Here is a 26,672-nt window from a genome sequence, read left to right as displayed (position 1 = left end):
TGTTTTTTTTAACCGGCTACCCAATGATCCGGCGACACCATCCCTAAAAGGAATGCACTTGAGCCAATTTCTGCTTGATCGTATCGCCGCTGTGCAAGCGGCTGACTGGAATCAACATATCACCGGTATCCGCCGTGGTATTGAACGTGAAACGCTGCGGATTAAACCCGACGGCAGCTTATCGCAGCAGGATCACCCGCTGGCCCTGGGCTCGGCGTTGACGCATCCGCTGATCACCACAGATTTTTCGGAAGCTTTGCTGGAGTTTATTACACCTGCGCAGTCGGATATTGCAACCACTATCAGGCAACTGACGGATATTCATCGTTTTGCGGTGCGCCAGCTCGGTGATGAACGCCTGGGCTCTGGCAGTATGCCTTGTTTTATTCGCCATCAGGATGAAATCCGCTTGGCCTATTATGGTAAGTCGCATGTCGGCCGGATGAAAACGGTCTACCGGCAAGGTTTAAAAAATCGCTATGGCAGTATGATGCAGGCCATTAGCGGGGTGCATTTTAATTTCTCCATCCCGACCGAATTCTGGCAGGGTTATCAGCAGTTGCTTGCTGATGAGCAGCCGTTGCAAGATTTTATCTCAGCGCAATATCTTGGCCTTATTCGCAACTATAAGCGTTATGTCTGGTTGATTGTGTATCTGTTTGGCGCCTCACCAGCGATGTGTAAATCTTTTTTGCAAGGTCGTAGCAGTCCGTATCCGTTTCAGCCATTAGGCAAAGGCAGTTTGTATTTGCCTTATGCCACCAGTCTGCGGATGAGTGATTTGGGTTATACCAACAGCGCACAGTCGGCACTGAATGTCAGTTATAACAACTTAACGGCTTATGTGGCGGGTTTACAGCAGGCGATCAGTACGCCTTCTGCTGAATATGCCAGCATCGGCGTGAAAGTTGAGGGTGTATATCAGCAACTCAATGCCAATATTCTGCAGATCGAAAACGAGTTTTATTCGACGATCCGGCCAAAACGCACCACCAAGTCCGGGGAAAGGCCGACCTGTGCCTTGGCCAAACGCGGCATTGAATATATTGAAGTGCGGGCGCTGGACGTGAATCCGTTTAGCAATATTGGCATCAGTGCTGAACAAATGCGCTTTCTGGATATTTTCCTGCTGTATTGCCTGTTGGAGCAAAGCCCGCTGATGTCGGCGGCTGAGCAGTCACAGGTGGACCAGAATCTGCGTAAAGTGGTGACTGATGGTCGCAGGCTGAATCTGGAGTTGTTACAAGACTCTCAGCCACGACTGATGCAGGATTGGGCTGAACAGCTATTTGCTGATTTAATGCCATTGGCGCGCTGGCTCGATCAGGCGCATGCGCCAGCATCTGCGGCAGGGCAGCCGACGCCTTATCAGGATGTGATGAAACAGTTTTACCTCAGTTTGCTCGATCCGGCACAAACCTTTTCCGGCAAAGTGTTAAATCAACTGTTGGCGGCGCAGCATGACAACAACAGTGTCAGCCTGCAATTGTCTGAGCAATATCGTCAGCAACTCCTGACATCAGACTATCAGTATTATTCCGAGGCTGAATTTCAGCAGTGGGCGACTGAGTCTGTGGCAGCACAGCAGCAGATTGAAGCCGCTGATAGTGGCAGTTTTGACGATTATCTGACGCAATATTTTGCTGAAAATGCCCTGACCGATTGTCAGGGCTGAGCGAAGCACTTTGCTCAGCGCTCAAGCTGATGTAAAACGCTGGGCAAAAAAACGGCCACATCAGTGGCCGTAAACTAAGGATAAGAGAATCCAGGGATGAAAACAAAAACTTGGTTGCGTCCGTGCAGCAAGTTAGAAGCAATGCCCTGTGAAAAGTTCAGTACCAAGCAGAAAAAAATAAATTATTTTTTGCCTGGTCTACCGTCGAAGGGCGGCGCTTTGTCAGGGCGTTGATTTATTCTGCCTGGCGCTTCGGTGTCAGTCGGACGGTTTTGATCATATTGTCCTGCACTTCCAGAATTTCCATCGGATAACCCAGCAGTTTCAGCCCTAAATTGCTTTGCGGAATTTCTTCCAGGTATTCGAGGATCAGGCCGTTCAGGGTTTTCGGACCATCCAACGGAAAATTCAGCTGCATTTCCCGATTCAGATCCCGCAGGTTAATACTGCCATCCACCAGGAAAGAACCATCCGGTTGTGGCTGAATTTCTTCACTATTTTGCTCGGCAATATGGGTGGTGAATTCACCGACCACTTCTTCCAGAATATCTTCCAGCGTCACAAGTCCTTGAATATCGCCATATTCATCGACCACCAGGCCAATCCGCTCTTTTGAGCTCTGGAACTTCACCAACTGAGTATTCAGCGGCGTGCCTTCCGGAATAAAATAAATATCGTTGACCGAGCGTAGCAGGGTAGCTTTAGTCAATTGTTCTTTTAACACCAGTCGCATAATGTCACGGATGTGTAAAAAGCCCAGTGCATCGTCAATATTGTCACGATACAACAAAATCCGGCTGTGCTGAGTGTTGGCCAACTGGCGCACGATGTCTTTCCAATCGTCGTTGATATCAATGCCAGCCAGTTCATTGCGCGGGATCATAATATCTTCCACTGTGGCATTTTCCAGATCCAGCACCCCAACCAGCATATTCTGGTGTTCCTGCGGCAACATAGCGCCGGCTTCATGCACCACAGTGCGCAGCTCTTCGCTGCTCAGGCTGTGGCCATGATGATGTTCGGTGCTGACACCAAACAATTTCAGGAAGTTATTACAAATCCAGTTCAGTAGCCATACCAATGGATACAGCACCTTCATCATGGGTTGCAACAGCAGTGAACTTGGGTAAACCACCCGTTCCGGATGGATGGCTGCCAGTGTTTTGGGGGTAACCTCACCAAAAATTAGAATCACGATCGTCAGGACAAAACCAGCGATGACAATACCGAAGTCACCATACAAGCGCATCCCGATAATAGTGCCGATTGAAGACGCTGCCACATTGACCAGATTATTACCAACCAGGATCAGACCAATCAGTCGATCGCGTCGGTTTAGCATGGCAGTGACGCGTTTGGCACCGGGATGATTTTCATTACAGAGGTGTTTTAGCCGGTAAGGATTGACCGACATCATGCCTGTTTCGGTGGCGGAAAAATAAGCAGAGCAAAATACCAGTACACCCAGGATAATAAACAAGGTGCTGGTCGATATATCGTCCAAGAGTATAAACCTGTGTAGCCGCAGAACCTTATTTAATAAGCTAAAGCGGCCTTTGAGTCAAGAATTACAACCGTTCGAGCAGAATTTCCCGCACAAAACGACTGCCAAAATAGGCCAGCGTCAATAACAGACTGGCGGCAATCGTCAGGCCATTGGCAATGCGGCCACGCCAGCCGAGGCGGGCATGACCCATCAACAACAGGCTGAACAGCAAAAATGCCAGCAGGCTTAACACGTTTTTATGCACATTATGCCTGGCAAACCAGTCTTCAGTAAAAATGGCGCCGCTTAACAGGGTCAGTCCGAGCAGCAAGGTCCCCAGCAGCACCAGCCGGAATAATAATTGTTCGGCTTGCATTAATGGCGGAAAGACTGAGCCGGTTTGCAGCGGGCTTTTTTGTTTCAGCCGCTGGCTGATGTAACTGACCTGAAATGAATACAAAGTTGCCATAATCAGCATCACATAAGCGATAAAAGCCACAATCACGTGCAGCAACAACCAGGGGTTTTGTTCAAAATGCTGTAGTTGCTGACCGGCGGGCAACAAGCCAACGGCGAGCTGCACCAAGGCGGCAAAGCCAAAGACGATGGGCAATAACAAGGTGATTGGGGTTCGTAATGCAGCCAAGGTAAAAGACAAGGTGATCAGCCAGCACACCAGCGAGCTGACATTGACCAGACTGAAATTCTGGCCATCCATGGCAAACATGGACTGACTCAGCCCCAGCATATGGAGCACTATGCCCAGAGTGGCGGCCGAAAACACCAGTTTTAACTGCGGGCCCTGCGGATGATACAGTCGTTGTGCCACAGCCACAGTGGCAAACAGATAACAGATAAAAGCAACTAAAGGTAACAGCGCGAAAGACATGCGAATAATTCCAATTTAAGGCGCGAAAAGCTATTGTATTGCAAGCTTTGCAAGAATGACAGAGCCAACGGCTGACGGCAGCCACTTGCTCGGTTATAATCACCGCCATTTTGACATTCGTGGTAACAAAACATGTTTGAAAACCTGTCCGATCGTTTAACCCGAACGCTGAAGAATATCAGCGGCCGTGGCCGTTTAACCGAAGACAATATTAAAGAAACGCTGCGTGAAGTGCGGATGGCACTATTGGAAGCGGATGTCGCTTTGCCGGTAGTGCGGGATTTTGTCCAGCAGGTGAAAGAACGTTCGGTCGGTCTGGAAGTCAGTAAAAGTCTGACGCCGGGACAGGAATTTCTGAAGATTGTCAAAAAAGCTTTAGAAGAAGCCATGGGCGAAGCCAACGAAGAGTTGGCGCTGAATTCGCAACCGCCTGCAGTGGTACTGATGGCCGGTCTGCAAGGGGCGGGTAAAACCACCTCTGTTGGTAAACTGGCACGCTTTTTAAAAGAGCGGAAAAAGAAAAAAGTCATGGTGGTGTCTGCTGACGTTTATCGCCCGGCGGCCATTAAACAGTTGGAAATGCTGGCCAAAGAAGTCGGTGTTGAATTTTTCCCAAGCGATATCAGCCAAAAGCCGGTCGATATTGTCAACGGCGCTATCAGTCAGGCCCGGTTAGGTTTTTATGATGTTTTGTTAGTTGATACCGCCGGTCGTTTGCACGTCGACAGTGAAATGATGGATGAAATCAAAGCATTACATGCAGCGATTAAACCAATCGAAACGCTGTTTGTGGTCGATGCCATGACAGGTCAGGATGCGGCAAACACGGCAAAAGCCTTTAATGAAGCGCTGCCACTGACTGGCGTTATTCTGACCAAAGCGGACGGTGACGCCCGTGGTGGTGCTGCTTTATCGATTCGTCATATCACAGGTAAACCGATTAAATTCATCGGGATGGGCGAAAAGTCTGATGCATTAGAGCCATTCCATCCGGATCGCATTGCGTCGCGAATTCTCGGTATGGGCGATGTGATGAGCCTGATCGAAGAGCTCGAACAAAAAGTTGACCGCGATCAAGCTGCGAAAGTTGCTGCCAAGATGATGAAAGGGCAGGGCTTTAGTCTGGAAGACTTCCGCGATCAACTGGTACAAATGCGCAACATGGGCGGCATGATGTCGATGCTGGACAAACTGCCAGGCATGAAAAACCTGCCGGCTGGTGCCAAAGATCAGGTCAATAATAAACAATTTGGCAAAATGGAAGCCATTATCAATTCGATGACGCCAAAAGAGCGGCAATTTCCGGATTTAATTAAAGGCTCTCGCAAAAAACGTATTGCCGCCGGTTCCGGGACTCAGGTGCAAGATGTCAATCAGTTGCTGAAGCAGTTTACCCAGATGCAGAAAATGATGAAGCAGATGAGTGGCAAAGGTGGTCTGATGAAAATGATGCGTGGGCTGGGCGGCAAGTTGCCACCAGGGATGTTGCCACCACGCTAACACCAGCATTGATGCTTCTTGTTGTAAAAGGCTGCCTCGGCAGCTTTTTTGATCTGAAGTCGTTACCAGCAGCTAGTGGTACAAGTCTCCTTGCAGCTGGCTTGTGCCTGACTCACACTAGAGCTTCCGGCTCGTTATCAGCGAGCAACTGACGCCAGTCGTGCTGCGGCCGCAGTTTTTTTTCCTTGCCGAAACCCCTTGCTGGCAAGCTTGTCAAGAGCTTATCCACAGACTTATCTACTGGCTGAATCGGCTGCAAAGCCTGAAAATCCTTGCATTCGGGGAAAAAATGCGTACAATTCGGCGTCCCTGTGGTTTGACTGCAGGGATTTTTATTTCAATAAAACCTGAACGATTGATTTAGAGGACGGTATGGTAACTATTCGTTTACAACGTGGTGGCGCGAAAAAGCGTCCATTTTACCAAGTTGTGGTCGCTGACAGCCGTTTTGCTCGTGATGGCCGCTTTATTGAGCGCGTGGGTTTCTTTAACCCAATCGCTAGCGGTACTGAAGAGAAAGCGCGTATCGACCTGGACCGTGTTGACCACTGGGTAGCGCAAGGCGCTTCTTTAAGTGATCGCGTGGCTTCACTGGTAAAAGCAGCTAAAAAAGCTTCTGCTTAATTAGCAATCTGGTTGGAGTTTAAACCTTGAACGGTAAAGATTTAGTTGTCTTAGGTAAGTTTGGCGCTGTTTACGGCATCAACGGGTGGCTAAAAGTAAACTCCTACACAGAGATCCCGGAAGGGATATTTGATTACACACCCTGGCAGATTCAACAGCAGGGTAACTGGCGACCAGTGCAGATCAGCAGTTGGAAGCGGCACAGTAATGGCTTAATTGCCAAAATTGATGGCGTGAATGACCGTGATCAGGCGCAACTCTATGTCAATATTGACATCGCAGTGACGCCCTCAGCCTTGCCAAAGCTCGAAGACGGTGATTATTACTGGAAAGACCTGATGGGCTTAAAAGTAATCACTGAAACTGGCTACGACTTAGGTGAGGTTGTGGACATGATGGAAACAGGCTCAAACGACGTGATCGTCGTCAAAGCCAACCGGAATGATGCATTTGGTCAGAAAGAGCGTTTGTTACCGTTTTTAACTGACTCTGTCATTAAAGCGGTTGATAAAACGCAAGGTCGGATCATTGTTGACTGGGATCCTGAATTTTAATGGCCGAACAGCCTAAATTGTGGTTTGGGGTCATTACCTTATTTCCGCAGATGTTCGATGCTGTGACAAAATTCGGCGTGACCAGCCGGGCAGTCAAAAACGGCCTGATCGACGTACAGTGCTGGAATCCAAGGGATTTTACCTCGGATAAACATAACACTGTCGACGACAGACCTTTTGGTGGCGGCCCTGGTATGTTGATGATGGTACAGCCACTCACGGACGCAATTCGCGCCGCGAAGGCTGCAGCAGGTGGCGACGTCAGAACGATTTATCTTTCACCGCAAGGTCGGAAGCTAGATCAGGCGGGCGTGGCAAAACTCGCGACTTATTCGAAGCTGCTTTTGGTAGCAGGCCGTTACGAAGGCATTGATGAACGCGTAATTGAATCGGAAATTGACGAAGAATGGTCAATCGGTGATTACGTGCTGAGTGGGGGCGAATTGCCTGCGATGACGCTGATTGATGCGGTGTCGCGACTGGTACCAGGCGTACTGGGGCATGATTTATCAGCAGTCGAGGACTCGTTTGCCTCTGGATTGCTTGATTGTCCGCACTATACCAGACCAGAAGTGTTAGACGGCAAACAGGTTCCGGCTGTATTACTCAGCGGACACCATGAAAACATCAGACGCTGGCGTCTAAAGCAGGCCCTTGGTAGGACCTGGTTAAGACGGCCGGATATGTTAAATGTCCTGGCTCTGACTAAGGAGCAACGCAAATTACTGGACGAGTTCCAACAGGAACACCAGGCGTTGCAGCAACACGATAGTTTATTCCAGGTAAAGTGAGATTGTTATGAGCAAAGTTAGCCAAAACATCATCAAAGAACTTGAAAACGAACAGCTGAAAAAAGACGTTCCAGCTTTCGGCCCAGGTGATACTGTGGTTGTTCAAGTTAAAGTTAAAGAAGGCGATAAAACTCGTCTGCAGGCTTACGAAGGCGTTGTTATCGCCAAGCGTAACCGCGGTTTACACTCTGCTTTCACTGTTCGTAAAATTTCGAACGGCGAAGGTGTTGAGCGTGTATTCCAAACACACAGCCCAATGATTGACAGCATCACGCTGAAACGTCGTGGTGCAGTGCGCCGTGCCAAGCTTTACTACTTACGCGATCGTTCAGGTAAATCAGCGCGTATCCGCGAAAAGCTTAACTAAGCACTCTTTAAAAGCTGCCTTCGGGCAGCTTTTTTTTGCCCTGCCAACAACACGCGCTGCTCAACTCTGTCCCTCATTTGAAAAATCGCGATAAGCCAGTAAGTTATTATTTTTGTTCACTCTTTTTTCTGTGACAAAGCCAGACTACAATTGTTGTTATTCAGCCAAGGCCGCCAAAAGGATCCTTTGTGCATAGTGCCAGTTTTATTGAAAAACGCCGTTTTATTATCAAGCTCGGCAAAATGTTGCATAAATTTGGCACACCGGCTTACCGGTTAGAAGTGCATTTGCTGGATGTGGCCAAGTTTTTAGGCATAGGTGCCGCTTTTGCCATCACGCCGACCGTGTTAACTTTTGTGATCTGGCAGCCGGGTGAAGAAAATGAATATACCCATGTGGCGCGTGTCATGCCTGGTGAGCTGGATTTAGGTTCGTTATCTCATACCGATGAAATTGTTGATGCGCTGGCTAGTCAGCAATTAACACTGGAAGAAGCCACAGCTCGGCTCAATGAAATTGCGGCCATGCCCAATCCCTATTCCCGTTTTAGTACTTTCCTGGCCTTTGGCGCCGCAGGTGGTGCTTTTGCTATGCTGATGCGCGCCAGTTGGCATGATGTGTTCTGGGCCTGTGCCTTAAGCTTATTGGTTTATCTGTTTGTACTCTGGGCAGAGAAAAGCCGTCGCGTCACCAATATGCTGGAACCTTTAGTGGCGCTGGTATCCGCTTTTGTGGCTACTTTGATCGCCGCTTATGCTGATGCAGGCATTCATGTGCCATTAGTGGTGTTGTCATCCATTATTGTATTTATTCCAGGTTTAGCATTAACGCTGGGGCTGGCTGAACTGGCTGCCCGTCATCTGGTCTCTGGCACGGCCAGGATCATGGATGCCGTGATGTTGTTATTCAAATTGTATTTTGGCGCTTTCCTCGGCATGGCGCTGGGTCAGCTCTGCGTTGGCGAAGTTGCCGTCCAGCCTGGCGTCGCAGTGCCAGCCTGGACCGCCTGGCTGGCGGTGACGATTTTATGTGGTAGTCTGGTTATCGTGTTTCGGGCCCGCGCTAAACATATCCTCTGGGGCCTGGCTTCTGGTTTTATTGCTTATGGTGCCAGTTTGGTCGGCGGTATTTACCTGGGACTGGCGCTGGGAGCCTTTGTAGGTGCTTTTGCGGTCGGCGTTTATGGTAATGTGTTTACCCGACTGATGAATGCGCCCGCCAGTATCGTTTCCTTACAAGGCATGATAGTGCTGGTGCCCGGCAGTAAAACTTATATTGGTCTGAATTCGTTGATCTCCGGCGAGCATATGGTGGCGACGGAACAGCTGGGGCAGCAGACCTTTTTGATTTTTATGTCACTGGTCGCAGGCTTTATTTTTGCTAATGTTGCCTTACCGCCGAAAAAAAGTTTATAACTGTGCCTTCGCCAGCATCAAAGCGGCTTCGGATGCTGTTGCAATTTCTCTGACCAGCCGGCGACGATGCGATCAAACTCGCCGCTGTCTTTCAGTTGTTGCAGACTGTATTTGAGGCGTTTAACCACTTCTGTACTGGTGGTTAAACTACAAGCCAGATGAAAATCTAGCGGCAACTCCGGTAACGCCAGTTTTTTTTGCAAAGAATCCAGTTGTACCCCAGATTCTTCCGCCCGGTATTTCAAAATAGTGTCATTGAGGATCACCAGATCAATATCATCACGGCTTTGCAATAAATTCAGCATCATGTCGATGTTTTCCAGCAAATAGAGTTGTTCCCCTTCTTTAAATCCTTGTTTGAGCAGGTAATGGTGTGTGATGTCATCCCGCGTCACTGCAGTCACATAACTTTTGGCATCGGCAAGGCTGTTTAATTGGATATCGCGGCGTTTTTTCAGCGCATAAAAAGCTGTGATGTTATATGAAATTGCGCCAATCCAATGAAACAGCGGCTGCCGCTCCTTGCTGTGGGAGATGGAATAAATACAACGAGCAGGCTGGCGCAGCGCCATTTGATAAGCCCGGCTCCAGCTTGAAGCTTCAATTTGATAGGCAACACCGGCCTGTTCAAAAGTCCGACGGACCACTTCGGTGGCAAAACCATTGATCTGCTGTGGACTGACAATCTGATATGGCGGCAGGTGCTCAGTGAAAACGCGCACTGTCTGTGGTTTGGCCTCAGATGCAGCTGCATACCACAGCACAGCACCATTTAGTATGTATTGCCAGAGCCGCATCAGATCAGGCACCTCGTTATTCGTTGAATCAATAATGTAACGGGGTTCCGGCAGTGCTGCAATGTCACAGGCGACTAAGAAGCATAATTTTGTCTGTTTTTTATGCGGTTATCGAAGGGTGGCATCAGCAAAATAAAATGATGTAATTATTTTTATACACATTATTTATTGCTGGAAATTGAGTTACCTAATTGCATGCCGCATTTTTGCTAGTTTATTTGATTGACTTTACTTGGCTTGCTTTTTAATATGCCGTCTATTGTAATTTATTAAATACATTGTGTATTGAAAAATTTACGGTCGAGCTTGCGCTAAACCAGTGCAAGTCCAGCCGTTCATTGGAGCTAGCAGTATGCGTAAAATTGTTGATGATGTAAGAATTGTGGCGGAACGACCATTAAGCCCACCTTTAGTGTTAAAAAGAGTATTACCGCTGTCAGAGCAAGGGGCATTATTTGTCCAGCAGTCCAGGCAGGACATCGCCGATATTATTCATGGCCGTGATCCGCGCTTGCTGGTGGTGACTGGGCCTTGTTCAATCCATGATCCGGTGGCTGCGATTGAATACGCCGAGCGCTTAAAAGCGTTGCAACTGCAATACAGCGATAGTCTATATATTGTGATGCGGGTTTATTTTGAAAAACCCCGTACCACAGTCGGCTGGAAAGGCTACATCAATGATCCCCATCTGGATGACTCCTTTGATTTGGAAACCGGTCTCACCCGCGGCCGTGAATTGTTACTGAAACTGATCGAGATGGAATTGCCGACTGCAACTGAAGCTTTGGATCCTATCAGTCCGCAGTATCTATCGGATTTAATCTGCTGGGCCGCCATCGGGGCCCGTACCGTCGAATCACAAACGCACCGTGAAATGGCCAGTGGCTTGTCAATGCCGGTTGGTTTTAAAAATGGAACTGACGGTAATTTGAGTATCGCACTGAATGCGCTGCAATCGGCCGCCAGTCCGCATACCTTTATCGGGATTAATCAACGCGGTGAAGTGGCGCTGGTGCAGACTGCCGGTAATCCGGATGGTCATATCATTTTGCGTGGCGGGCAACAGCCAAATTATGACAGCACCAGCATTGATACGGCTGTGGCGCAGTTGCAGCGACTGCAATTACCGCAAGCGATAGTGGTCGACTGCAGTCATGGCAATTCCAATAAAGATCATAACCGGCAAGGGCTGGTGGCTGAAGCTGTGGTGGCACAGCGACTCCTCGGAAACAAAGCTATTATTGGACTGATGCTGGAAAGCCACCTCAATGGCGGACGGCAAAATATCGTCAATGGCAAAGCTGAGTTATACGGTGTTTCTGTCACTGATGCTTGCATTGACTGGCAAACCACAGCGCAGTTGCTGGCCGGTTTACACTTACAGATGCAACCGGTGGTTGCTGCGGCATAAGAGGGAATGATGAGCAATTTCAGCACTGATCCGATGGCCGCATTGCAGCCACTGCGCCAGCAGATTGATGACATTGACAGCCAACTGGTGCAACTCCTGGCGGACAGAGCCAAAATTACCGCGCAGGTCGGTCAGGTCAAACAGCAGCATGCGTTGCCGCTGTATGTACCGGAGCGGGAAATGGCGTTGCTCAAAGCCAGACGTGCCCAGGCGGAACAAGCGGGGGTGTCGGCAGAGTTGGTCGAGGATGTATTACGGCGGGTGATGCGCGAATCCTATCAAACGCAGGAAACCGGTTTTGTCTGTTGCCGTGCTGGTGCTGGTAAAGTGGTGGTGGTTGGCGGCGCTGGCGCGCTAGGTCAACGTTTTGTGTCATTATTCCAACGCTCCGGTTATCAGGTGGCGGTGCTGGAAACGGCTGATTGGCCGCAAGCGCCTGAATTAGTTGCGGATTGTTGTCTGGTGCTGATGGCGGTACCTATTCACTTAACCACGGCACTGATCGAGCAGTTGCCGCCGTTGCCGGCAGATTGTGTATTGGCAGATCTGACCAGTGTCAAAGTGCAGCCATTGCAGGCGATGTTACAGCAACATCCAGGCCCGGTGCTCGGTTTACACCCGATGTTTGGACCTGATATCAGTAATATCGTCAAACAGGTGGTTGTCTGCTGTCACGGCCGGGGCGAAGCGGAGTATCAGTGGCTGTTAGCACAATTTAAAGTGTGGGGCGCTGTGCTGACGGAAAAAACGGCTAGCCAACATGATGAACTGATGCAGTTGATCCAGGCGATGCGCCATTTCAGTTCATTAGTCTATGGCGTGCATCTGGCGGAAGAGCAGGCCGATTTACAGCAGTTGCTTGAGCTGAGTTCACCCATCTACCGGTTGGAACTGGCGATGGTGGGACGATTGTTTGCCCAAAATGCCGAATTATATGCCGACATTATGTTGTCTTCCGCCGCAGTGACTGGTTTATTGCAGCGTTATCAGCACCGTTTTAATCAGTTGTCGCATTTACTGGCGGCAAAAGATAAACCAGGTTTAATGGCTGAGTTTGCCAAAGGCCAGCAGTTCTTTGGTGGGTTGGCGACGCAATTCTTGCAAGAAAGCCGGCGTTTATTGCAAAAAGCGGCTGATGAGCGAAGTTAGTGAATATTCACTCTACTGAATGGGGGGCCGGCCAAAGTCACCCATCAGTTGCAGTCATGGCTGAATTTATCAAAAATTTTTTCAACCGCATCTTTATAAAGTGGTTTTAGCAAATAGCCTTTAGCTCCACGGTCAATCGCCTGTTTGACAATGTCTTTATTTTTGTTACCTGTCAGCATGATAAAAGGGGTTTGCTGATTGGTGCCGACATTGCGCTGAATTTGGTCAAGCACATACAAACCATTGGTATCTGGCAGATTAATGTCCATAAAAACAAAATCATATTTTTTATTTTTCATATAAGAAAAAGCGATGCGTCCGCAGGTGGCGGTGTCTACTTCTGCACCACATTGTTTGAGCATCATCAACGTCAGGTTCAGGCTGATTTGGTCATCTTCAACCAACAAAATACGGCGAATTTTTTTCAATTCTGTGTTGACAATTTTTTCAGTGTTAACTGACTGGTACAGCCGGTTATATTGCTGAGCTGCAGGTACGGGATCCGGCAATTCAGGTAACTGATCATCGTCTGTATCTGCACCGGCTTTAGGTGTCTGTTGATCTTCGGCTATCATCACCGACAGAATATCAATGACCTTATGTTGCAACCTGAGCAGTTCCGGCCGGATTTCATCTGATTTAATTTGGGCCAGGGTCTGACGAAGTAAATTAAAGTTCAGGCTGATGTCCTGTTGTAACTGAATTTTTTTCAGTGTTTCATCCAGTGATTTTTCGATAAAACTGATGGTATGCTCAATGTCTGACCTGACTTGAGCTTTGATTTTCATGCCTTTACTGATTTGCCGGTTGGTCGTGGCTAAAGAAATTTCATTGTTCAGCTCATGACCATGCCGGGAGAACACTATGCCTAACTGGCGAAACAGATGGGTGCAAATAACCACGGGTCTGTGTAATTCGTACAACGGCCGAGCCACCAGATAATCATCCAGCAAGCCACCACAATAAGCGTCATATGCATCTTGTTCTTCATGCCGACAAATCAGCGCCACAACAGCATGCTGACAAATCGTCTGATTCTGCACTTCATTAAATGCCCGGTAATACAGATCGAGGCTGGCTTGCAAGTTTTCCGTTGCCAAAAACAGCACCTTCGTGCTGCGCTCGGTCAATAAAGTTTGTAACTGGGTAGAACTTTCAATCAGCGAGATGCGGGCGCCGCTTTGGGCAAGTAATCGCAACAGCATTTGATCACTGTCGCGTTCATTGGTGTAAAACACAACATGGCTGTGGCTGTTAAGTTTCATTAGCTTGCTCCAGTTGAGTAAATTTATTCACCACCAGCCGCAGTTGCTGTTCAAAACTGCGGACATCGGTCTGTTGCAATGCTGGCCGCGCCGGATCCGATAGCTGTGTTTCCAGCTGTTCAGCCATCTGGCTTAGCAACATCGAACCATAATATTGCGCGTTACTTTTAATATTATGGAAAATCTCCAGTTGCAGCAGGCGGTTATGCTGTTGCAAAGCCAACTGCAGCTTTTGCTGTTGCTGTTCCAAATGGATCCTGAACTGGGCTAACGTGTGTTTTAACGCTTCACCCTGCAAGGGGCCGGTAAATATAAAAATGGTTTCAGGATCAACCAACACTGCTGTAGTGTCAGCAAGTGGTTGGATTTCTGCGGTGACTGCTGCTGTTGTTGGCAGGCATGCTGGTTGGCGGATGGTTTTGACGAAATCAGTCAGTTTTTGTTGTAACACAGCCAGCGAACAAGGTTTAAGCAGGAGTTGATTTACCCCGGCACTTTCACATTCTGCCTGACAACTGCTGGTGTTATTGCCGGTCAGTATCCAGATTTGACTGGCGGGTAACTGATATTGTTGCTCATAATTGCGCAAATGAAATGCCAGTTCGGCACCATTCCAGCCTGAGAGCTGATAGTCGGTCAGCAACAACTGATAGGGTTGCAACTGATATAGGTTGTAAGCTGTTTCTGCATCAGTCGCCTGATCAGCGCAATAACCCAGAGCGGCCAGTTGTTGCTGTAAAACATATAAATTCTCTGGATTATCATCGACGATGAGCAGCCTGATGGCGCGATGAGCCTGAGGCCTCAGCACCGCTGACTGAGGGGGTGCCGGCGTGGCATTTTTTTGCAGCAACATCTGCAACCACTGGCTCAGCCGGAAAGGGTTCGTATTGAGCAACAATAAATCTGACCGCTGATATTGTCTGGCCAGGCTGGAATTGATCACAAAATTCAGTCCGGTCAAACTGCTGTACTGGGCCAGAAACGCTGCTTTATCGCGGATGGTATTGTCGTGCAAATCCAGGATCCGTACTTGCTCAGATGTTTGACCAGATTGCAGCATTTGAGTGGCATTACGGAACAATACCCTGAAAGGCAGCTGTTCCTGATATCTCGCAAGGAGTTGTTGTAACGACTGGCTATTGCAATACACAGGGTGATCAAGCAAATTTTCCGGCCATTGCCATGGACTGATACTCAGTCGTTGAAACTCGGGACTAAAATGAAAATCTGCGCCTTGCCCAAGCTGGCTGTCGACGACTAACTTGCAATCCATCAGGCGGCAAATGTAGGTTGAAATTGACAAACCCAGACCAGTGCCGCCAAAACGGTAATAAATATCAGGCGTCGCCTGACTGAAACTATCAAAGATCCGTTTTTGCTGATCAGGACTGATCCCAATCCCATTGTCAATGATATGAAAAGTGATTTGTTGTTGCTGTCGTTGCTGTTCGGCTTTAGCCAGCACATCCAGCCGCACTTTGCCATGCGGACCTAAGGTAAATTTCAGGCTATTACTGAGGAGGTTTTGTAACACCTGACGTAACCGTAAGCTATCACACAGATACTGACCATTGATTGCCGGGTCAATAAACAACTCAAGCCTCAGACCTTTTAATCTGGCTTTGGCGACAAAAGATTCCATCACATCTTCACAGAGCTGGCGCAGATCGGTTTCCGCCAGTTGCAGACTGGTTTGCTCTGAGCCTAGTTTCGACAAATCCAGCACATCATTTAACAGTTGCAGTAAATGCCGACTGGTTTTATCAATGGTACTGATGTACTGGTGCTGACTCAGCACCGGATCGGTCATTAATAATTCAACCAGCCCGGTCATCGCATTCAGTGGGGTACGGATTTCATGGCTTAGCGTGGACAGCAGGTTAAACTGACGGTGACGGTCATGCTCACTTTGGTTGGCTGCCAATTGTAATAACTGCTCTAGCATACTGGCACTGGTATCGTCTGTCAGTACACCGACCCGGCTGCCATGGGGCTGGACGTAATCACGGTATTGGAACGTGCGGCCGTCCGACAGTTTCAGCTGAAATTGCATTCTTTTCTGTTGTCGGAACTGTCGCCGCAGCCAGCGTAATATTGCCTGTAGTTGTTCCGGTTTGGTCTTACAATTGTGATGTAAAACGGCACAGACCAATTGTTCTAAAGCTGGCTGCTGGGGTTTGGCAGTAAAATGCGGAAAATTTAGCGCAATTTGACGGGATAAATAACGCATATTGCCAGTGGCATCCATCAGTACTATGCCACCTGTCAAGGTTTCCAGTGCCTGTAGCAAGGCAGAAAAATCGCTGTCATGCAGGCAATGCTGCTTTTGCTGGATAAACAGACACTCACTGTCAGCCAGATGCTGCGGTACAAAGGTATACGTTTGGGTGCCAATCAGTAGTTCTAAAGTTTGCCGGTTTTGCCTGGCATGCGTCAGTTGTTGCTCCAAATCATACAGTTGGTGCTGTTGCATCAGTAACTGTAATTGAGCAGAAAAGCTCACTGATTGGCGGAATTCCGCCAACTCACTTTCCAGCACCAGGTCTGCCATCACCAGGGCAGTTTTGACTGGATGTTGCGTCAGTATTGGATTGGCTATTTCCGCAACAGGCTGGATCGCGGGTGTAGCCAACCTATCCGGGCACTGCTGACAGCTCACCAGCCAGCAGCGACATTGTTCGTTATCTAATTGCAATATAGACAACAGGTACTTTTGTTGTAACAGCGTCAATTGAATGAAAGCACTATCCTGATATGACAGCTGAGCAGCAGCTTTACTGACCAACAAATGCTGGTGCATCACCAGCACCGGATCCGCATTAAAACTGTGGCTGCAGCCTAACATCTCGCCATCTGCATTCAGCACAAAACAAGGGGTGGTCATCAGTTGCAGAAAATCCAGAATGCCCGTGAACATACCATTGTCCCTTTTTCCATTAGGCTGTTATTAGTTTTAACAGAGTCTGGCCAGATTGGTAGTAAAGCCGGTAAGCTGGTTGTGTGAGTTGAAGGCTGGGCTCGTTGCAACTGTTTGTTGGAAAATCTGGCCCTGCGCCGCAATTTTTGCTTGATTTGCAGTACAGACGTAAATTTTAATGTACTCGGCACTCACCAATGACGCCGTTTGGAACTAGCTGATTGTTTAGCTGGCAGCATGTTTCAACATTGCCGTGGTTATGGTTTTGTGTCAGCACAAGTGTGTGATTCAGTTTGACTATGCAGTAGCAAGATAACAATTTATACTTTTTCATTTGTAGCTGGCAGATGAACGGTTGTGACTGATATTTTCAAAATGATATGGGTTTGTCTGCTGCAACTGCTGCGTTATGGACTAGCGGCATGGCTCGGTTTGCTGTTGTTGTTTGCCTTTGTGCCAGTGCCTTATACTGCGGTGATGTTAGAACGGCAGTTGGCGGCCTGGTGGCAGGGAGAGCCGTCTTATCAGCGTCGTCATCAGTGGGTTCCACTGCCCGAAATCTCGCCGCATTTATTGCAGGCGGTGGTGGCGGCGGAGGACCAAAAATTTTTGTCGCATCATGGTTTTGATTTGCAGGCGATTGAAAAAGCGCTGGATTATAACAGCAAAGGCAAAAGGATCCGCGGCGCTTCCACCATCAGCCAGCAAACAGCAAAAAACGTGTTCTTATGGACCGGGCGCAGTTGGCTGCGTAAAGGTCTGGAAACGGGTCTGACAGTGTTATTGGAGACCGTCTGGGGCAAACCACGGATCCTGGAAGTTTATCTGAACTCGATTGAATTCGGGCCTGGTGTCTACGGCGCAGAAGCTGCAGCCAAACGCTATTTTGGTACTTCAGCTGCGAAACTGAGTCGTTCTCAGGCGGCGTTGCTGGCCGCCGTGTTACCAAACCCGCATCGTTTCTCGGTGCAAAAACCTTCAGCTTATGTCAGCAAACGCCAGCACTGGATTTTACGGCAGATGCGACAGCTGGCTCCTCAATCACGCCGCTTACAACAGTCTCACCATTGAAAACTGCTCCGATCTGACGGTGTTTTGCCTGAAAAAACTGCGATTTAGCCGTGGTTCTGCGAAATAATACTGTGCTTGCAGCTTGCGGTTGGGTATCTTATGACGCTTGCCTGCAGCTGTTTTCAGGGGATCTCAGTCATCCTCCACAGCGCAGGTCAGAACGGCTGCATCGTTCTGTCATAACTATAACAACCGAGGAATATGTGAATGAACGAATTTGTTTCAGCGGTGAATAGTATTATCTGGAGCCCGGCACTGATCGCACTCTGCCTTGGCGTTGGATTGTACTTTTCGATCCGTTCCAGATTTTTACAAATCCGCCATGTCCGGGAAATGGTCCGGCTGATGTTTGATGGTAAAAGTTCCAATAGTGGTGTTTCTTCGTTTCAGGCGCTGACGATGACGTTAGCTGGCCGGGTTGGCACTGGCAATATTGCCGGAGTTGCAACTGCCATTACTTTTGGCGGACCTGGTGCCGTGTTTTGGATGTGGATTGTTGCCTTTTTAGGGGCTAGTTCTGCCTTCGTCGAGTCAACGCTTGGCCAGGTTTACAAAGAGAAAATTAACGGTCAGTACCGCGGTGGTCCGGCTTTTTATATTGAAAAAGGTTTAGGTATCCGTTGGTACGCCTGGTTATTTGCCATCGCGACTATTTTTGCGACTGGCTTGTTATTACCTGGAGTCCAGGCCAATTCCATCGCATCAAGTTTACAAACTGCCATTGGTATCAGCCCGAATGTCACGGCTGCGGTACTGGCGATTGTGCTTGGTTTTATCATTTTTGGCGGCGTGAAGCGTATTGCGACTTTTGCCGAAGTGGTCGTGCCTTTTATGGCACTGAGTTACATTATTGTTGCCTGTGTGGTGGTGGCGCTGAATATTGAGCAATTACCCGGGGTTGTTAAACTGATTATTTCCAGCGCTTTTGGCTTGGATGCAGGTTTTGGCGCTATCTTAGGCATGGCGATTATGTGGGGCGTCAAACGCGGCGTTTATTCCAACGAAGCAGGACAGGGCACAGGACCGCATGCTTCTTCTGCCGCTGCCGTGAGTCACCCGGCAAAGCAAGGACTGGTCCAAGGTTTTTCGGTCTATATCGATACCTTGTTTGTCTGTTCTGCCACTGCCTTTATGTTACTGATCACGGGTCAATACAATGTGCAGGCTGAAGATGGAACTCCGTTATTTACCGGTATCAAAGGCGTCGCGGCTGGTCCGGGATACGTGCAAACCGCAATGGAAAATGTACTCCCTGGATTTGGTTCTTTATTTGTGGCCATTGCTTTGCTGTTTTTTGCTTTCACCACTATCGTCGCTTATTACTACATTGCGGAAACCAATATTGCATTTATCAACCGGAAAATAAACCGGCCCTGGCTGACCTTTGTATTAAAAGTAGGCATCATGGCTTCAACGGTTTATGGCGCGGTAAAAACAGCAGATTTGGCTTGGGCATTGGGTGATATTGGGGTCGGTTTGATGGCATGGCTGAATATTATTGCCATTCTGTTGATGCACAAAGTCGCTTTCAGTTGCTTACGGGATTATGAAGCCCAGAAAAAACAAGGGTTAGACCCGGTGTTTCATCCAGAGAAGTTAGGTATCAAAAATGCGGATTACTGGGAAGGTAAAACGGATGCTGAGTTACTAAGCTCTAGTCTTGCCAACGCCGCTTTGCAGGAACCGGTGAAAAATCAGCAGTAAATTACCAACAACCTATAATGAAATCAAAACAATAGTCAGCGGTTGCTGACTATTGTTTTATCCATCCGAAAGCAGTTCGCTACTGGATCCGCAACATGCCGCGCTGTGGCCTCAGTGCTAAACCGTATAGAGGACTTCACATGCCACTGCTCACTGCGCGATTAAGCCTGCGCCAACCTGAACTCAGCGACGCTGCTTTTTTGTTGCAGTTACTGAACGACCCAGGTTTTTTGCGTTTTATCGGCGATCGGCAGGTCCGGACACTGGCTGAGGCTGAAACCTATCTGCAACAACGCATTTTAGCCAGTTTTCAACAGCATGGTTTTGGCTTGTGGCTGGCAGAACAGCGCTCAGATGGCGCAGCTGTTGGCTTATGTGGTTTAGTGGTTCGGGATTATCTGCCCTGTCCGGATCTGGGGTATGCCTTGTTGACCACCAGCTGTGGTAAAGGTTACGGTACAGAATTGGCCACTGCCGTATTGCAATACTGTTTTGAGCATACCGCGTTAACCGGGTTATGTGCGATAGTGACTGCTGACAATCAGCCTTCAAAACGATTACTGGTTAATATAGGGATGACTGCCAGTGGTCAGGTGCAAGATCCGACGACAGCAGAATGGCTCGATTTGTTCCGAATCAGCTTGAGCAAATAAATATAATTTTTTTTGCAACAATCGATGAACTTTATGTTAATTGAAACATCTGAGTTACAACGCACTGTTTAGCTGTTTTATGGGTTTTATTGTGACTCTAGCTTGCAATTAAGTTTGGATGTGGTAAATGTTTTGTTACGTCTGAGATGGTTTTGGACCAACACATAGTTTCAAAACTTCTTATCGTATGTAGTAGCGCGTCGTTTGACATAAAATCATTTCAAGGAGATCTATGATGAAAAGTTTGTCGCTGTTTGTATCGTCAGTTTTAGTCTCTGTATTAGCCGGTTGCAGTACTTTACCAATGACTGCTCAAGTCGAAGACGGCAAGTTCAGATTTGAAAATTTTAAAATGATCAAAGGCTCACAGAATGAGTCGGTTCATTTAATGTGCTACCTGCATAAACCAACGGGCTGGTCTCAACCCAAGCAGTATGAAGCAGGTAAACATCTGCTGTGGGTAAAAGCAAATGTTGAAAATGACAGTATTGAAAATAGTACGAAATCAGCTTATGCCAGTTTAAACGTTGAACTCGAAGCGAATAAAAGTTATATGCTGAACCGGGAACGGGATGGCGACAAAATTTCGTTATGGGTCCAGGAAGTGGATACAGGCGTTCGGGTGTCCGATATTGTGGTGACTGATTTGAAAAAGCCACTGATTTCCGACTACAGTTTACGCAGAAATCAATGTAAAGCAGGCACTGTCTGATCACATCGTCACTAGCACTAGAGCACCGAACCGTTTAAAAAATCGGCAGTAGCCGTGGGCGAAATAGGACTCAGACAAGGCAAATTTCTGAAGGTTTAGTGAACTAAACCGAAGGAATTTAACGCCGTATGAGGATATTTTTCCCCGGCCCCTGCGGCAGCGCCGAATGCGAGTTTTTCGGTCAGCTCTGCTGCTTGCTTTTTGAACTGAACGGTGCTCTAACCGTTGTCAGCGTGATGCCAACGGCTTTTTGTAATTTATGCCGGTGGTCATATGCATGGATATACCTGTCAAACATCTTACTCAGTCGCTCATTTATTCAACGTCTTGTCATTTTTACCGCGAATAAAATCCCGATAATTTTTCTTGGTCAGATCGGTCAGGCAACTGGTCGACAAGGGCTCAGGTAACTGACTGCATTGGGCGCGTTGTTCATCCAGTAATTTATTGAACCAATATTCTTCACTCCCGCGTTGTGGTGTACTGCAGGCTGTTAACAACAGCAAGAGACTGAGCAGGCTCACTATTTTTTTCATTTATGCTCTCCCGAGTTACAGCTTTCATTCGCGTTGTCTCTGCCGGTGCACTATGGCACGACTGCCTTTACCGAACAAGCCAATGACCGCAGTTGTTTCCAAAATTGCTCATGATCTATCGTTCATCAAACTGCCATCTTGCACTGCCATGGTATTGCCATTGTTATTACGCCTTGGCCGGACGTTCAACACAGGGAAGCTAATCGTGGTCGCTTATTCATTACCTGAGCTACACCAACTGGAATTATTGCTGGATAATGCTCCACCTCAGGTCAGCGCCACTGAGCTTGGCCGCATTCAGACGACCACACAAAGCTTTCCATTTTATGCCGTCGAAATTGGTCAGCGGGCACCGGAAAAACCAGTGATGCTGCTGACTGCCGGCGTGCATGGTCTGGAAAAAATCGGCACTCAGGTGGTGTTGGCTTATCTGGAGACCTTATGCCGTCGGCTGGAGTGGGACCATCAGTTTGCTGATTTGTTCAATAAAGTGCAGTTGTGTCTGCTGCCTTTGGTTAATCCGGCTGGCATGGCGCTGGGCTGGCGCTCTAATCATCACCATGTTGATTTGATGCGCAACGCGCCGGTGGAAGCGCAGGAAAAAACGGCCTGGCTGCTGGGAGGGCAGCGCTACAGTCCGCGTCTGCCCTGGTTTCGCGGTGCAGTCGGGGTGCTGGAGCAAGAAAATCAGTTATTACTCAGCTACGCCCAAAGCCATTTTCAGGCGCCATTTTTGCTGGCACTGGACTGTCATTCCGGGTTTGGCCGCACCGACCGATTATGGTTTCCGTATGCCAAATCTGCCCGCCAACCGATAGCACATCTGGCGCAAATGCATCGCTTGCGAGAGTTGTTTTTTCAGACCTATCCGCAGCAAAATTATATTTTTGAGCCACAAAGCCGCCATTATTTATGCCATGGCGATATCTGGGATTATCTCTATGATCAAGCGTTGCAGAGTGAATTAACCTTCCTACCGCTGACGCTGGAAATGGGCAGTTGGAACTGGGTGCGGAAAAATCCGTTTCAGTTATTCCGCAGCCATGGTTTATTTCATCCGGTGAAACCACATCGGATTAAAAGAGTGTTGCGCTCGCATCTGATCCTGTTTGATTTTTTATTGCATGCCACTGCCGCAGCTCCGGACTGGCTTGGCACTGTCAGCAGCAGAAACGCCAGTGAGGCGGGGGAATTATGGTATCAGCTGTAGCGGCAACGGCTAGCTCACCGACCATCAGACCTGTGGTGTTAGTACGGGGTCTGGCGCGGGAACAACGGCATTGGGGCGATTTTCGCCAGTTATTACAACAGCAACTGCCAAATCCGGTGCTGGCGCTGGATTTACCTGGCATGGGGCAGGCCAGTGCCAGCCCGTCCCCCCTGCGAATTGAGCAGATGGCCGGACAATTAGCCCGGCAACTGGCAGATACTCAGACCGGTCCTTGCCATTTACTGGCGATGTCGCTTGGGGCTATGGTGGCGATGGCTGTTGCTGATCTGTATCCAAAGCAAGTGCAATCTTTGTTATTAATCAATAGCAGTGCGGCTGGGTTGACGCCTTTTTATCAGCGTTTGAACTGGCGTTGTTATCCAAAAGTATTGCAGGCGTTGGTTGTGTCTGTGGCGAAGCGGGAACAGTTGATTTTACAGCTGACTGCCAATAATCCCCAGGTCTGGCAGCCCACTTTGCCCAAGTGGCAGCGTTATGCCAGCGAAATTCCGGTCAGCCGCAGTAATGTGCTGCGCCAACTGCTGGCTGCCAGTCGCTTTCAATTGCCGGCTAAACCGGCTTGTCCGGTGTTGTTAGTGGCCAGCAAAGCCGATCGGCTGGTGCATTGGCAAGCCAGTGCCAGCATTGCCAGGCACTGGCAAGTACCCTTGCATTTACACGCCAGCGCGGGGCACGATCTAGCACTGGATGATCCGGCCTGGTTGTTACAACAAGCTGTACACTTTTATCAGCCGTTTAACGGCTGAGTACTGCAGTTGCGATCAGCACGGCTTGCTGGCGGATTTCATGCACAGCTGTGGTTTCCCATAAAGCGCCCCGCAGCATCGGACCCATGGCATAAAGCCCTGCCTGGGCTTGGCCCTGCGCATCCGCCAGCTGTAGCTCTGCAGTGACGAGCGCATTGTCGTCATGCCCGGCCGTTGTTGGTGCCAGCGCTAGCCCCTGGCCTAACGGGCCTGGGGCCAGGATACCGTCAGCAATCGCTTGTTGCAGCCAGTGTCCTGGTAAACGACGATAATCGGTCGCCGGGCCGGTACAGTTGATCAACGCGTCCACCCGTAATTGTTGGCGGGTACTTTCCCCTCTGCCGCGCCATTCCACCAGCAGTTGTTCCCCACAAGGCGCGACAGCCTGTAACTGGCCGGCCCGGACTTGCAACCAGCCTTGCTGTTGGGCATCAAAGATGGTCGCCATCATCTCAGGCGGCAGTTTATGCCGCAACACGCCCCAGCGGTGGCGCAAATGACGCAGAAACTGCTGTTTTTGCCAGTCACTGAACTGGCGCCAGTAGCGCTGGCTATGAGGGCGTATCGCATCCAGCAGTTGCTGAGCATCCAGCTTGGCAGCCTCCGTATGCGGCTGCCGGTGCTGCTGAAACCAGCTGAATAATGCTCTGGGTGAACTCGCTGCCATTGGCGGTAATAGCGGCTGCTGTGGCTGTGACGGCGATGCAGTAGTTGTCACTGTCGGGTGTGCCAGCATGGCAAAACCGTGTGGCGACAAGGAAAGCACAGGCCGGTGCACACCAGCCTGTCGCAGTGACAGCACGGCATCCACCATACTCAGGCCATTGCCAAGGATCAGGACCTGGCTGTCGGCGGTTAATCCCTGATAACTTTGTGCTCGCCAGGGATCAGGCCGGTAGGCCGGATGCTGTCGCAGCTCGGTTGGCATCACGGCTGGGGCGGCTGGTTGTTCATTACCACAGGCCAGAATTAACGCATCAGAGTGCCAATGGTCGAAGTGCCATGGTTCGCCTTGTTGTGGCGCAGCGTCCAGTCGATGTCCGTAAATCAGTGGTTTGCCTTGCCGGATTTGTAACTGGCAGATATCGGCGTTGATCGATTCCAGCAAGATCCCTTTGCTTTTGGCCAGTTGCTGGCTGTGTTGCCATTGTTGTTGCAGATAACGTCCATAGCATCTGCGTGGCACAAAGCTGCTGGCCAGTTGTGGTACTGTCAGTGCGGAAAATTCGACTTGCTGCGCTAACCAGTGCACAAAATGATGCGGCAGTTCTGGCCAAAGACTCATACGGCCAGCCGGCACATTCAACAACAAATCTAGGCCCTGGTCAGCATAAGCGACTCCGGTTTGGGCCTGGTTAGTGCGTTCAAACAGTCGGATCTGCAGTGCGGTGCGGGCTTGTTGGATCAGTTGCATCGCGACGGCGCTGCCAGCAAAACCAGCGCCGATAATATTGATTTGTTTCATAAAAAGCATGATGAGTCAGGCATTGGAGTGTTATCGCCTGAAGCTGGCTTGTTGTCAATTGTATCCGCAATCAGTCAGGCCTACTTGTGGCCAACCAACTGCCTGACCGTTATTCCGCCGTGATAAAATTCAGATGGGGCTTTCCGGCAATATAATGCTGGCGAAACTGCTGAAAATACTCAGCCAGTGCCACTGCGGCACTGTGATCGTCCGCCAGTTTGAGGATCTCAACCGCCACTTCGGCGGTACAAAGCTGATGTAAATGTGCCGCTTCACGTAACTGGTAACAGGATGCTGTTTCTGGCTGGATGCCAAGAACCGGAAACGATGCCAGATAAGGGCTTTTGCTAAACATTTTTTTGGCTTCGCGCCAGGTACCGTCCAGCATAATAAACAATGGAATTTTGCCGTCCGCCACAGGTTTGTCGATACAACGGCTTGGCTCTGCATATTGCGTTGGGAAAATCACAATGGGCTGATAACGTGGATCGGCCAGTAACGCCAGCAAGGCTGGATCTGGCTGCGTTCTGTCCCAGACAAAAGCGTGATTATCCAACGCCACATCGGCAATCAGCCGTCCGGTGTTGGTGGGTTTAAAGCATTCTCCGGTATACATCAGCAGTAAAAAGGCACTGCGGGCGCAAGGTTGTGGTTTCTTCGCGCAGAGACAGTCCGCTTGCGGTAACAGACAGTGTTCACACCTCAGCACTCTGCTGCCGCGGGCGTTAAATGGTTTGGTCGTTTTCTGAAGTTGCTGCGTACGCAGCGCCAGTACTGAATTGATATGGTTCACACAACACTCCTGCTCGGGGGGCGCATTGTAACTGAAGTTGATCCTGCCAGCACCTGTTGCCGCCAGCTGTTGTCATTCCAGAAAATATTTTGATTTTTTGGTAAATAGTGTTGCTTTTTTGATTCGCAGTTCTTTAGGATGAAGCTGAGCTTGCAAACGGAGCACTGCCATCAGTGATACAGTAACGTCACGCTGATTTGCGGCCAAGCATAACAAGAATAATAATCAGGAGCAGATCAGATGGAGAAACGTTGTTACTTATTTGGCAGTGATCAATTGCCGGATGGCTTACAACCACTGGCTCGCGACCAATTACAGGAAATTGGCAGTTGGCCGGGTGAAGTGCCATTACTGTTTAAAATTTTATGCTCGGTTGATACCAGGCTCTGTCCATCGGTGTTGTATCATCCTTGTCAGGATCAGGCGGTGCTGGCTGATTTTTCATTGGGGCTGGCCGAACTGCAGCGTTTTTTACAAAAAATCCGTCATCCGCAATTGCAATCTGATATCCGGCTGACCCTGGAGTTGTTGCAACAACCTGAGCTGCAACATCGTTATTTAGTGCTGGAAACTAGTGAAATTTTCAGTCATGGCGCCAAAACCAAGGTCTGGCAAAATATGCAGTTATGTCAGCAATTACGACAGTTAGCCGGCGAAATGACGCTGACGCTGCAACAATTACAACTGCCGCAGCCGTTGCACAGCCAGCTGAAAAAGCCTGGTTTACTCGCGCGTTTGTTGGGAGTTCCGGCGCGGCCGTGGCAACCTGATCAACAGCAATTGATCCGAAGTTTAGGTTTTACTGCCTGGGTGACGAGCAGAGCTGGCGGGCAAAACAGGCTTGAAGCAAGTGTCGAAAACCAACCAGACTTAGCGGGCAGCGGTCAGCTCTGTTAAAACCGGGTAAGCACTGAGGAT

24 protein-coding genes are annotated in these 26,672 nt (G+C 49.0%); 16 read left to right on the top strand and 8 right to left on the bottom strand.

All coding sequences use genetic code 11. From position 1 onward, the window contains the following. Positions 1-58: 58 nt before the first annotated feature. Positions 59-1,675, top strand: coding sequence for a glutamate--cysteine ligase (gshA, locus tag AC53GJ_RS14995; RefSeq protein WP_496728857.1), 1,617 nt, complete (start codon positions 59-61; stop codon positions 1,673-1,675). Between the two features lie 235 nt (positions 1,676-1,910). Here gshA and AC53GJ_RS14990 read toward each other — a convergent pair whose 3' ends face one another. Together AC53GJ_RS14990 and AC53GJ_RS14985 are read right to left on the bottom strand one after the other, a co-directional pair. After that, entirely contained in the window at positions 1,911-3,179 is a 1,269-nt protein-coding gene (locus AC53GJ_RS14990; RefSeq protein ID WP_496728856.1) for an HlyC/CorC family transporter, read from the bottom strand. Positions 3,180-3,243: 64 nt separating this feature from the next. Beyond that, positions 3,244-4,050, bottom strand: a complete 807-nt coding sequence (locus AC53GJ_RS14985; RefSeq protein ID WP_496728854.1) for a cytochrome C assembly family protein — start codon at positions 4,048-4,050, stop codon at positions 3,244-3,246. Between the two features lie 132 nt (positions 4,051-4,182). Here AC53GJ_RS14985 and ffh point away from each other — a divergent pair, with 132 nt between their 5' ends. From ffh to AC53GJ_RS14955, 6 genes are all read left to right on the top strand, one after another. Beyond that, positions 4,183-5,550: a signal recognition particle protein gene (ffh, locus tag AC53GJ_RS14980; protein WP_496728852.1), complete on the top strand. Its 1,368-nt coding sequence runs from the start codon at positions 4,183-4,185 to the stop codon at positions 5,548-5,550. Between the two features lie 372 nt (positions 5,551-5,922). Next, positions 5,923-6,174 carry a 30S ribosomal protein S16 gene (gene rpsP, locus AC53GJ_RS14975; RefSeq protein WP_306520742.1) on the top strand — a complete coding sequence of 84 codons (252 nt, stop codon included), beginning with the start codon at positions 5,923-5,925 and terminating at the stop codon, positions 6,172-6,174. Positions 6,175-6,200: 26 nt separating this feature from the next. Continuing rightward, entirely contained in the window at positions 6,201-6,728 is a 528-nt protein-coding gene (rimM, locus tag AC53GJ_RS14970; RefSeq protein WP_496728850.1) for a ribosome maturation factor RimM, read from the top strand. After that, entirely contained in the window at positions 6,728-7,519 is a 792-nt protein-coding gene (trmD, locus tag AC53GJ_RS14965; RefSeq protein WP_496728848.1) for a tRNA (guanosine(37)-N1)-methyltransferase TrmD, read from the top strand. Before rimM ends, trmD begins: the two co-directional genes overlap by 1 nt. Positions 7,520-7,526: 7 nt before the next feature. Then, on the top strand, positions 7,527-7,886 hold the full coding sequence (gene rplS / locus AC53GJ_RS14960; protein WP_496728847.1) for a 50S ribosomal protein L19: 360 nt from the start codon (positions 7,527-7,529) through the stop codon (positions 7,884-7,886). Between the two features lie 188 nt (positions 7,887-8,074). Further along, the gene (locus tag AC53GJ_RS14955; protein WP_496728845.1) at positions 8,075-9,301 is read left to right on the top strand and encodes a threonine/serine exporter family protein; all 1,227 of its coding nucleotides are present in this window, start codon (positions 8,075-8,077) and stop codon (positions 9,299-9,301) included. A gap of 17 nt (positions 9,302-9,318) precedes the next feature. Here AC53GJ_RS14955 and AC53GJ_RS14950 read toward each other — a convergent pair whose 3' ends face one another. Continuing rightward, on the bottom strand, positions 9,319-10,098 hold the full coding sequence (locus tag AC53GJ_RS14950) for a substrate-binding periplasmic protein (protein WP_496728843.1): 780 nt from the start codon (positions 10,096-10,098) through the stop codon (positions 9,319-9,321). Between the two features lie 352 nt (positions 10,099-10,450). Between AC53GJ_RS14950 and AC53GJ_RS14945 the strand changes: the two genes are divergently transcribed. Further along, entirely contained in the window at positions 10,451-11,509 is a 1,059-nt protein-coding gene (locus tag AC53GJ_RS14945) for a 3-deoxy-7-phosphoheptulonate synthase (protein ID WP_496728841.1), read from the top strand. Between the two features lie 6 nt (positions 11,510-11,515). Beyond that, a complete protein-coding gene (gene tyrA, locus AC53GJ_RS14940; RefSeq protein WP_496728840.1) occupies positions 11,516-12,658 on the top strand; it encodes a bifunctional chorismate mutase/prephenate dehydrogenase in 1,143 nt (380 codons plus the stop codon). A gap of 44 nt (positions 12,659-12,702) precedes the next feature. Here the strand turns inward: tyrA and AC53GJ_RS14935 are convergent, their stop codons facing one another. Beyond that, on the bottom strand, positions 12,703-13,923 hold the full coding sequence (locus AC53GJ_RS14935) for a response regulator (RefSeq protein WP_496728839.1): 1,221 nt from the start codon (positions 13,921-13,923) through the stop codon (positions 12,703-12,705). Beyond that, complete coding sequence (locus AC53GJ_RS14930; RefSeq protein ID WP_496728838.1) at positions 13,913-16,843, bottom strand: hybrid sensor histidine kinase/response regulator; 2,931 nt, start codon at positions 16,841-16,843, stop codon at positions 13,913-13,915. Before AC53GJ_RS14930 ends, AC53GJ_RS14935 begins: the two co-directional genes overlap by 11 nt. A 357-nt stretch (positions 16,844-17,200) precedes the next feature. On the opposite strand from AC53GJ_RS14930, the gene mtgA reads away from it, so the two are divergent. From mtgA to AC53GJ_RS14910, 4 genes are all read left to right on the top strand, one after another. Next, positions 17,201-17,914: a monofunctional biosynthetic peptidoglycan transglycosylase gene (mtgA, locus tag AC53GJ_RS14925; RefSeq protein ID WP_496728837.1), complete on the top strand. Its 714-nt coding sequence runs from the start codon at positions 17,201-17,203 to the stop codon at positions 17,912-17,914. Between the two features lie 207 nt (positions 17,915-18,121). Continuing rightward, positions 18,122-19,618, top strand: coding sequence for an alanine/glycine:cation symporter family protein (locus tag AC53GJ_RS14920; RefSeq protein WP_496728835.1), 1,497 nt, complete (start codon positions 18,122-18,124; stop codon positions 19,616-19,618). Positions 19,619-19,758: 140 nt separating this feature from the next. Then, a complete protein-coding gene (locus tag AC53GJ_RS14915; protein ID WP_496728833.1) occupies positions 19,759-20,271 on the top strand; it encodes a GNAT family N-acetyltransferase in 513 nt (170 codons plus the stop codon). Between the two features lie 232 nt (positions 20,272-20,503). Beyond that, positions 20,504-20,983: a hypothetical protein gene (locus tag AC53GJ_RS14910; protein WP_496728831.1), complete on the top strand. Its 480-nt coding sequence runs from the start codon at positions 20,504-20,506 to the stop codon at positions 20,981-20,983. A 311-nt stretch (positions 20,984-21,294) separates the two neighbouring features. Here AC53GJ_RS14910 and AC53GJ_RS14905 read toward each other — a convergent pair whose 3' ends face one another. Then, a complete protein-coding gene (locus tag AC53GJ_RS14905) occupies positions 21,295-21,519 on the bottom strand; it encodes a lipoprotein (protein WP_496728830.1) in 225 nt (74 codons plus the stop codon). A gap of 52 nt (positions 21,520-21,571) precedes the next feature. Here AC53GJ_RS14905 and AC53GJ_RS14900 point away from each other — a divergent pair, with 52 nt between their 5' ends. Both AC53GJ_RS14900 and AC53GJ_RS14895 read left to right on the top strand, forming a co-directional pair. Beyond that, positions 21,572-22,729, top strand: a complete 1,158-nt coding sequence (locus AC53GJ_RS14900) for a M14 family zinc carboxypeptidase (protein ID WP_496728828.1) — start codon at positions 21,572-21,574, stop codon at positions 22,727-22,729. Continuing rightward, positions 22,714-23,496 carry an alpha/beta fold hydrolase gene (locus AC53GJ_RS14895; protein ID WP_496728826.1) on the top strand — a complete coding sequence of 261 codons (783 nt, stop codon included), beginning with the start codon at positions 22,714-22,716 and terminating at the stop codon, positions 23,494-23,496. Before AC53GJ_RS14900 ends, AC53GJ_RS14895 begins: the two co-directional genes overlap by 16 nt. Here AC53GJ_RS14895 and AC53GJ_RS14890 read toward each other — a convergent pair. Together AC53GJ_RS14890 and AC53GJ_RS14885 are read right to left on the bottom strand one after the other, a co-directional pair. After that, positions 23,486-24,961 (bottom strand): FAD/NAD(P)-binding protein, encoded by a 1,476-nt coding sequence (locus AC53GJ_RS14890; RefSeq protein WP_496728824.1) that lies wholly within the window; start codon positions 24,959-24,961, stop codon positions 23,486-23,488. The two genes, AC53GJ_RS14895 and AC53GJ_RS14890, sit on opposite strands and share 11 nt — an antisense overlap. 109 nt (positions 24,962-25,070) lie before the next feature. Beyond that, positions 25,071-25,754: a tRNA-uridine aminocarboxypropyltransferase gene (locus tag AC53GJ_RS14885; RefSeq protein WP_496728823.1), complete on the bottom strand. Its 684-nt coding sequence runs from the start codon at positions 25,752-25,754 to the stop codon at positions 25,071-25,073. A gap of 240 nt (positions 25,755-25,994) precedes the next feature. On the opposite strand from AC53GJ_RS14885, the gene AC53GJ_RS14880 reads away from it, so the two are divergent. Continuing rightward, positions 25,995-26,651, top strand: a complete 657-nt coding sequence (locus AC53GJ_RS14880) for a DUF7822 domain-containing protein (RefSeq protein ID WP_496728821.1) — start codon at positions 25,995-25,997, stop codon at positions 26,649-26,651. Positions 26,652-26,672 lie beyond the last annotated feature (21 nt).

This window comes from Rheinheimera sp. B2H12 (genome assembly GCF_059620065.1).
Note: the sequence above shows the minus strand (reverse complement) of the source record. Positions and strands in the feature narration are given on the sequence as shown.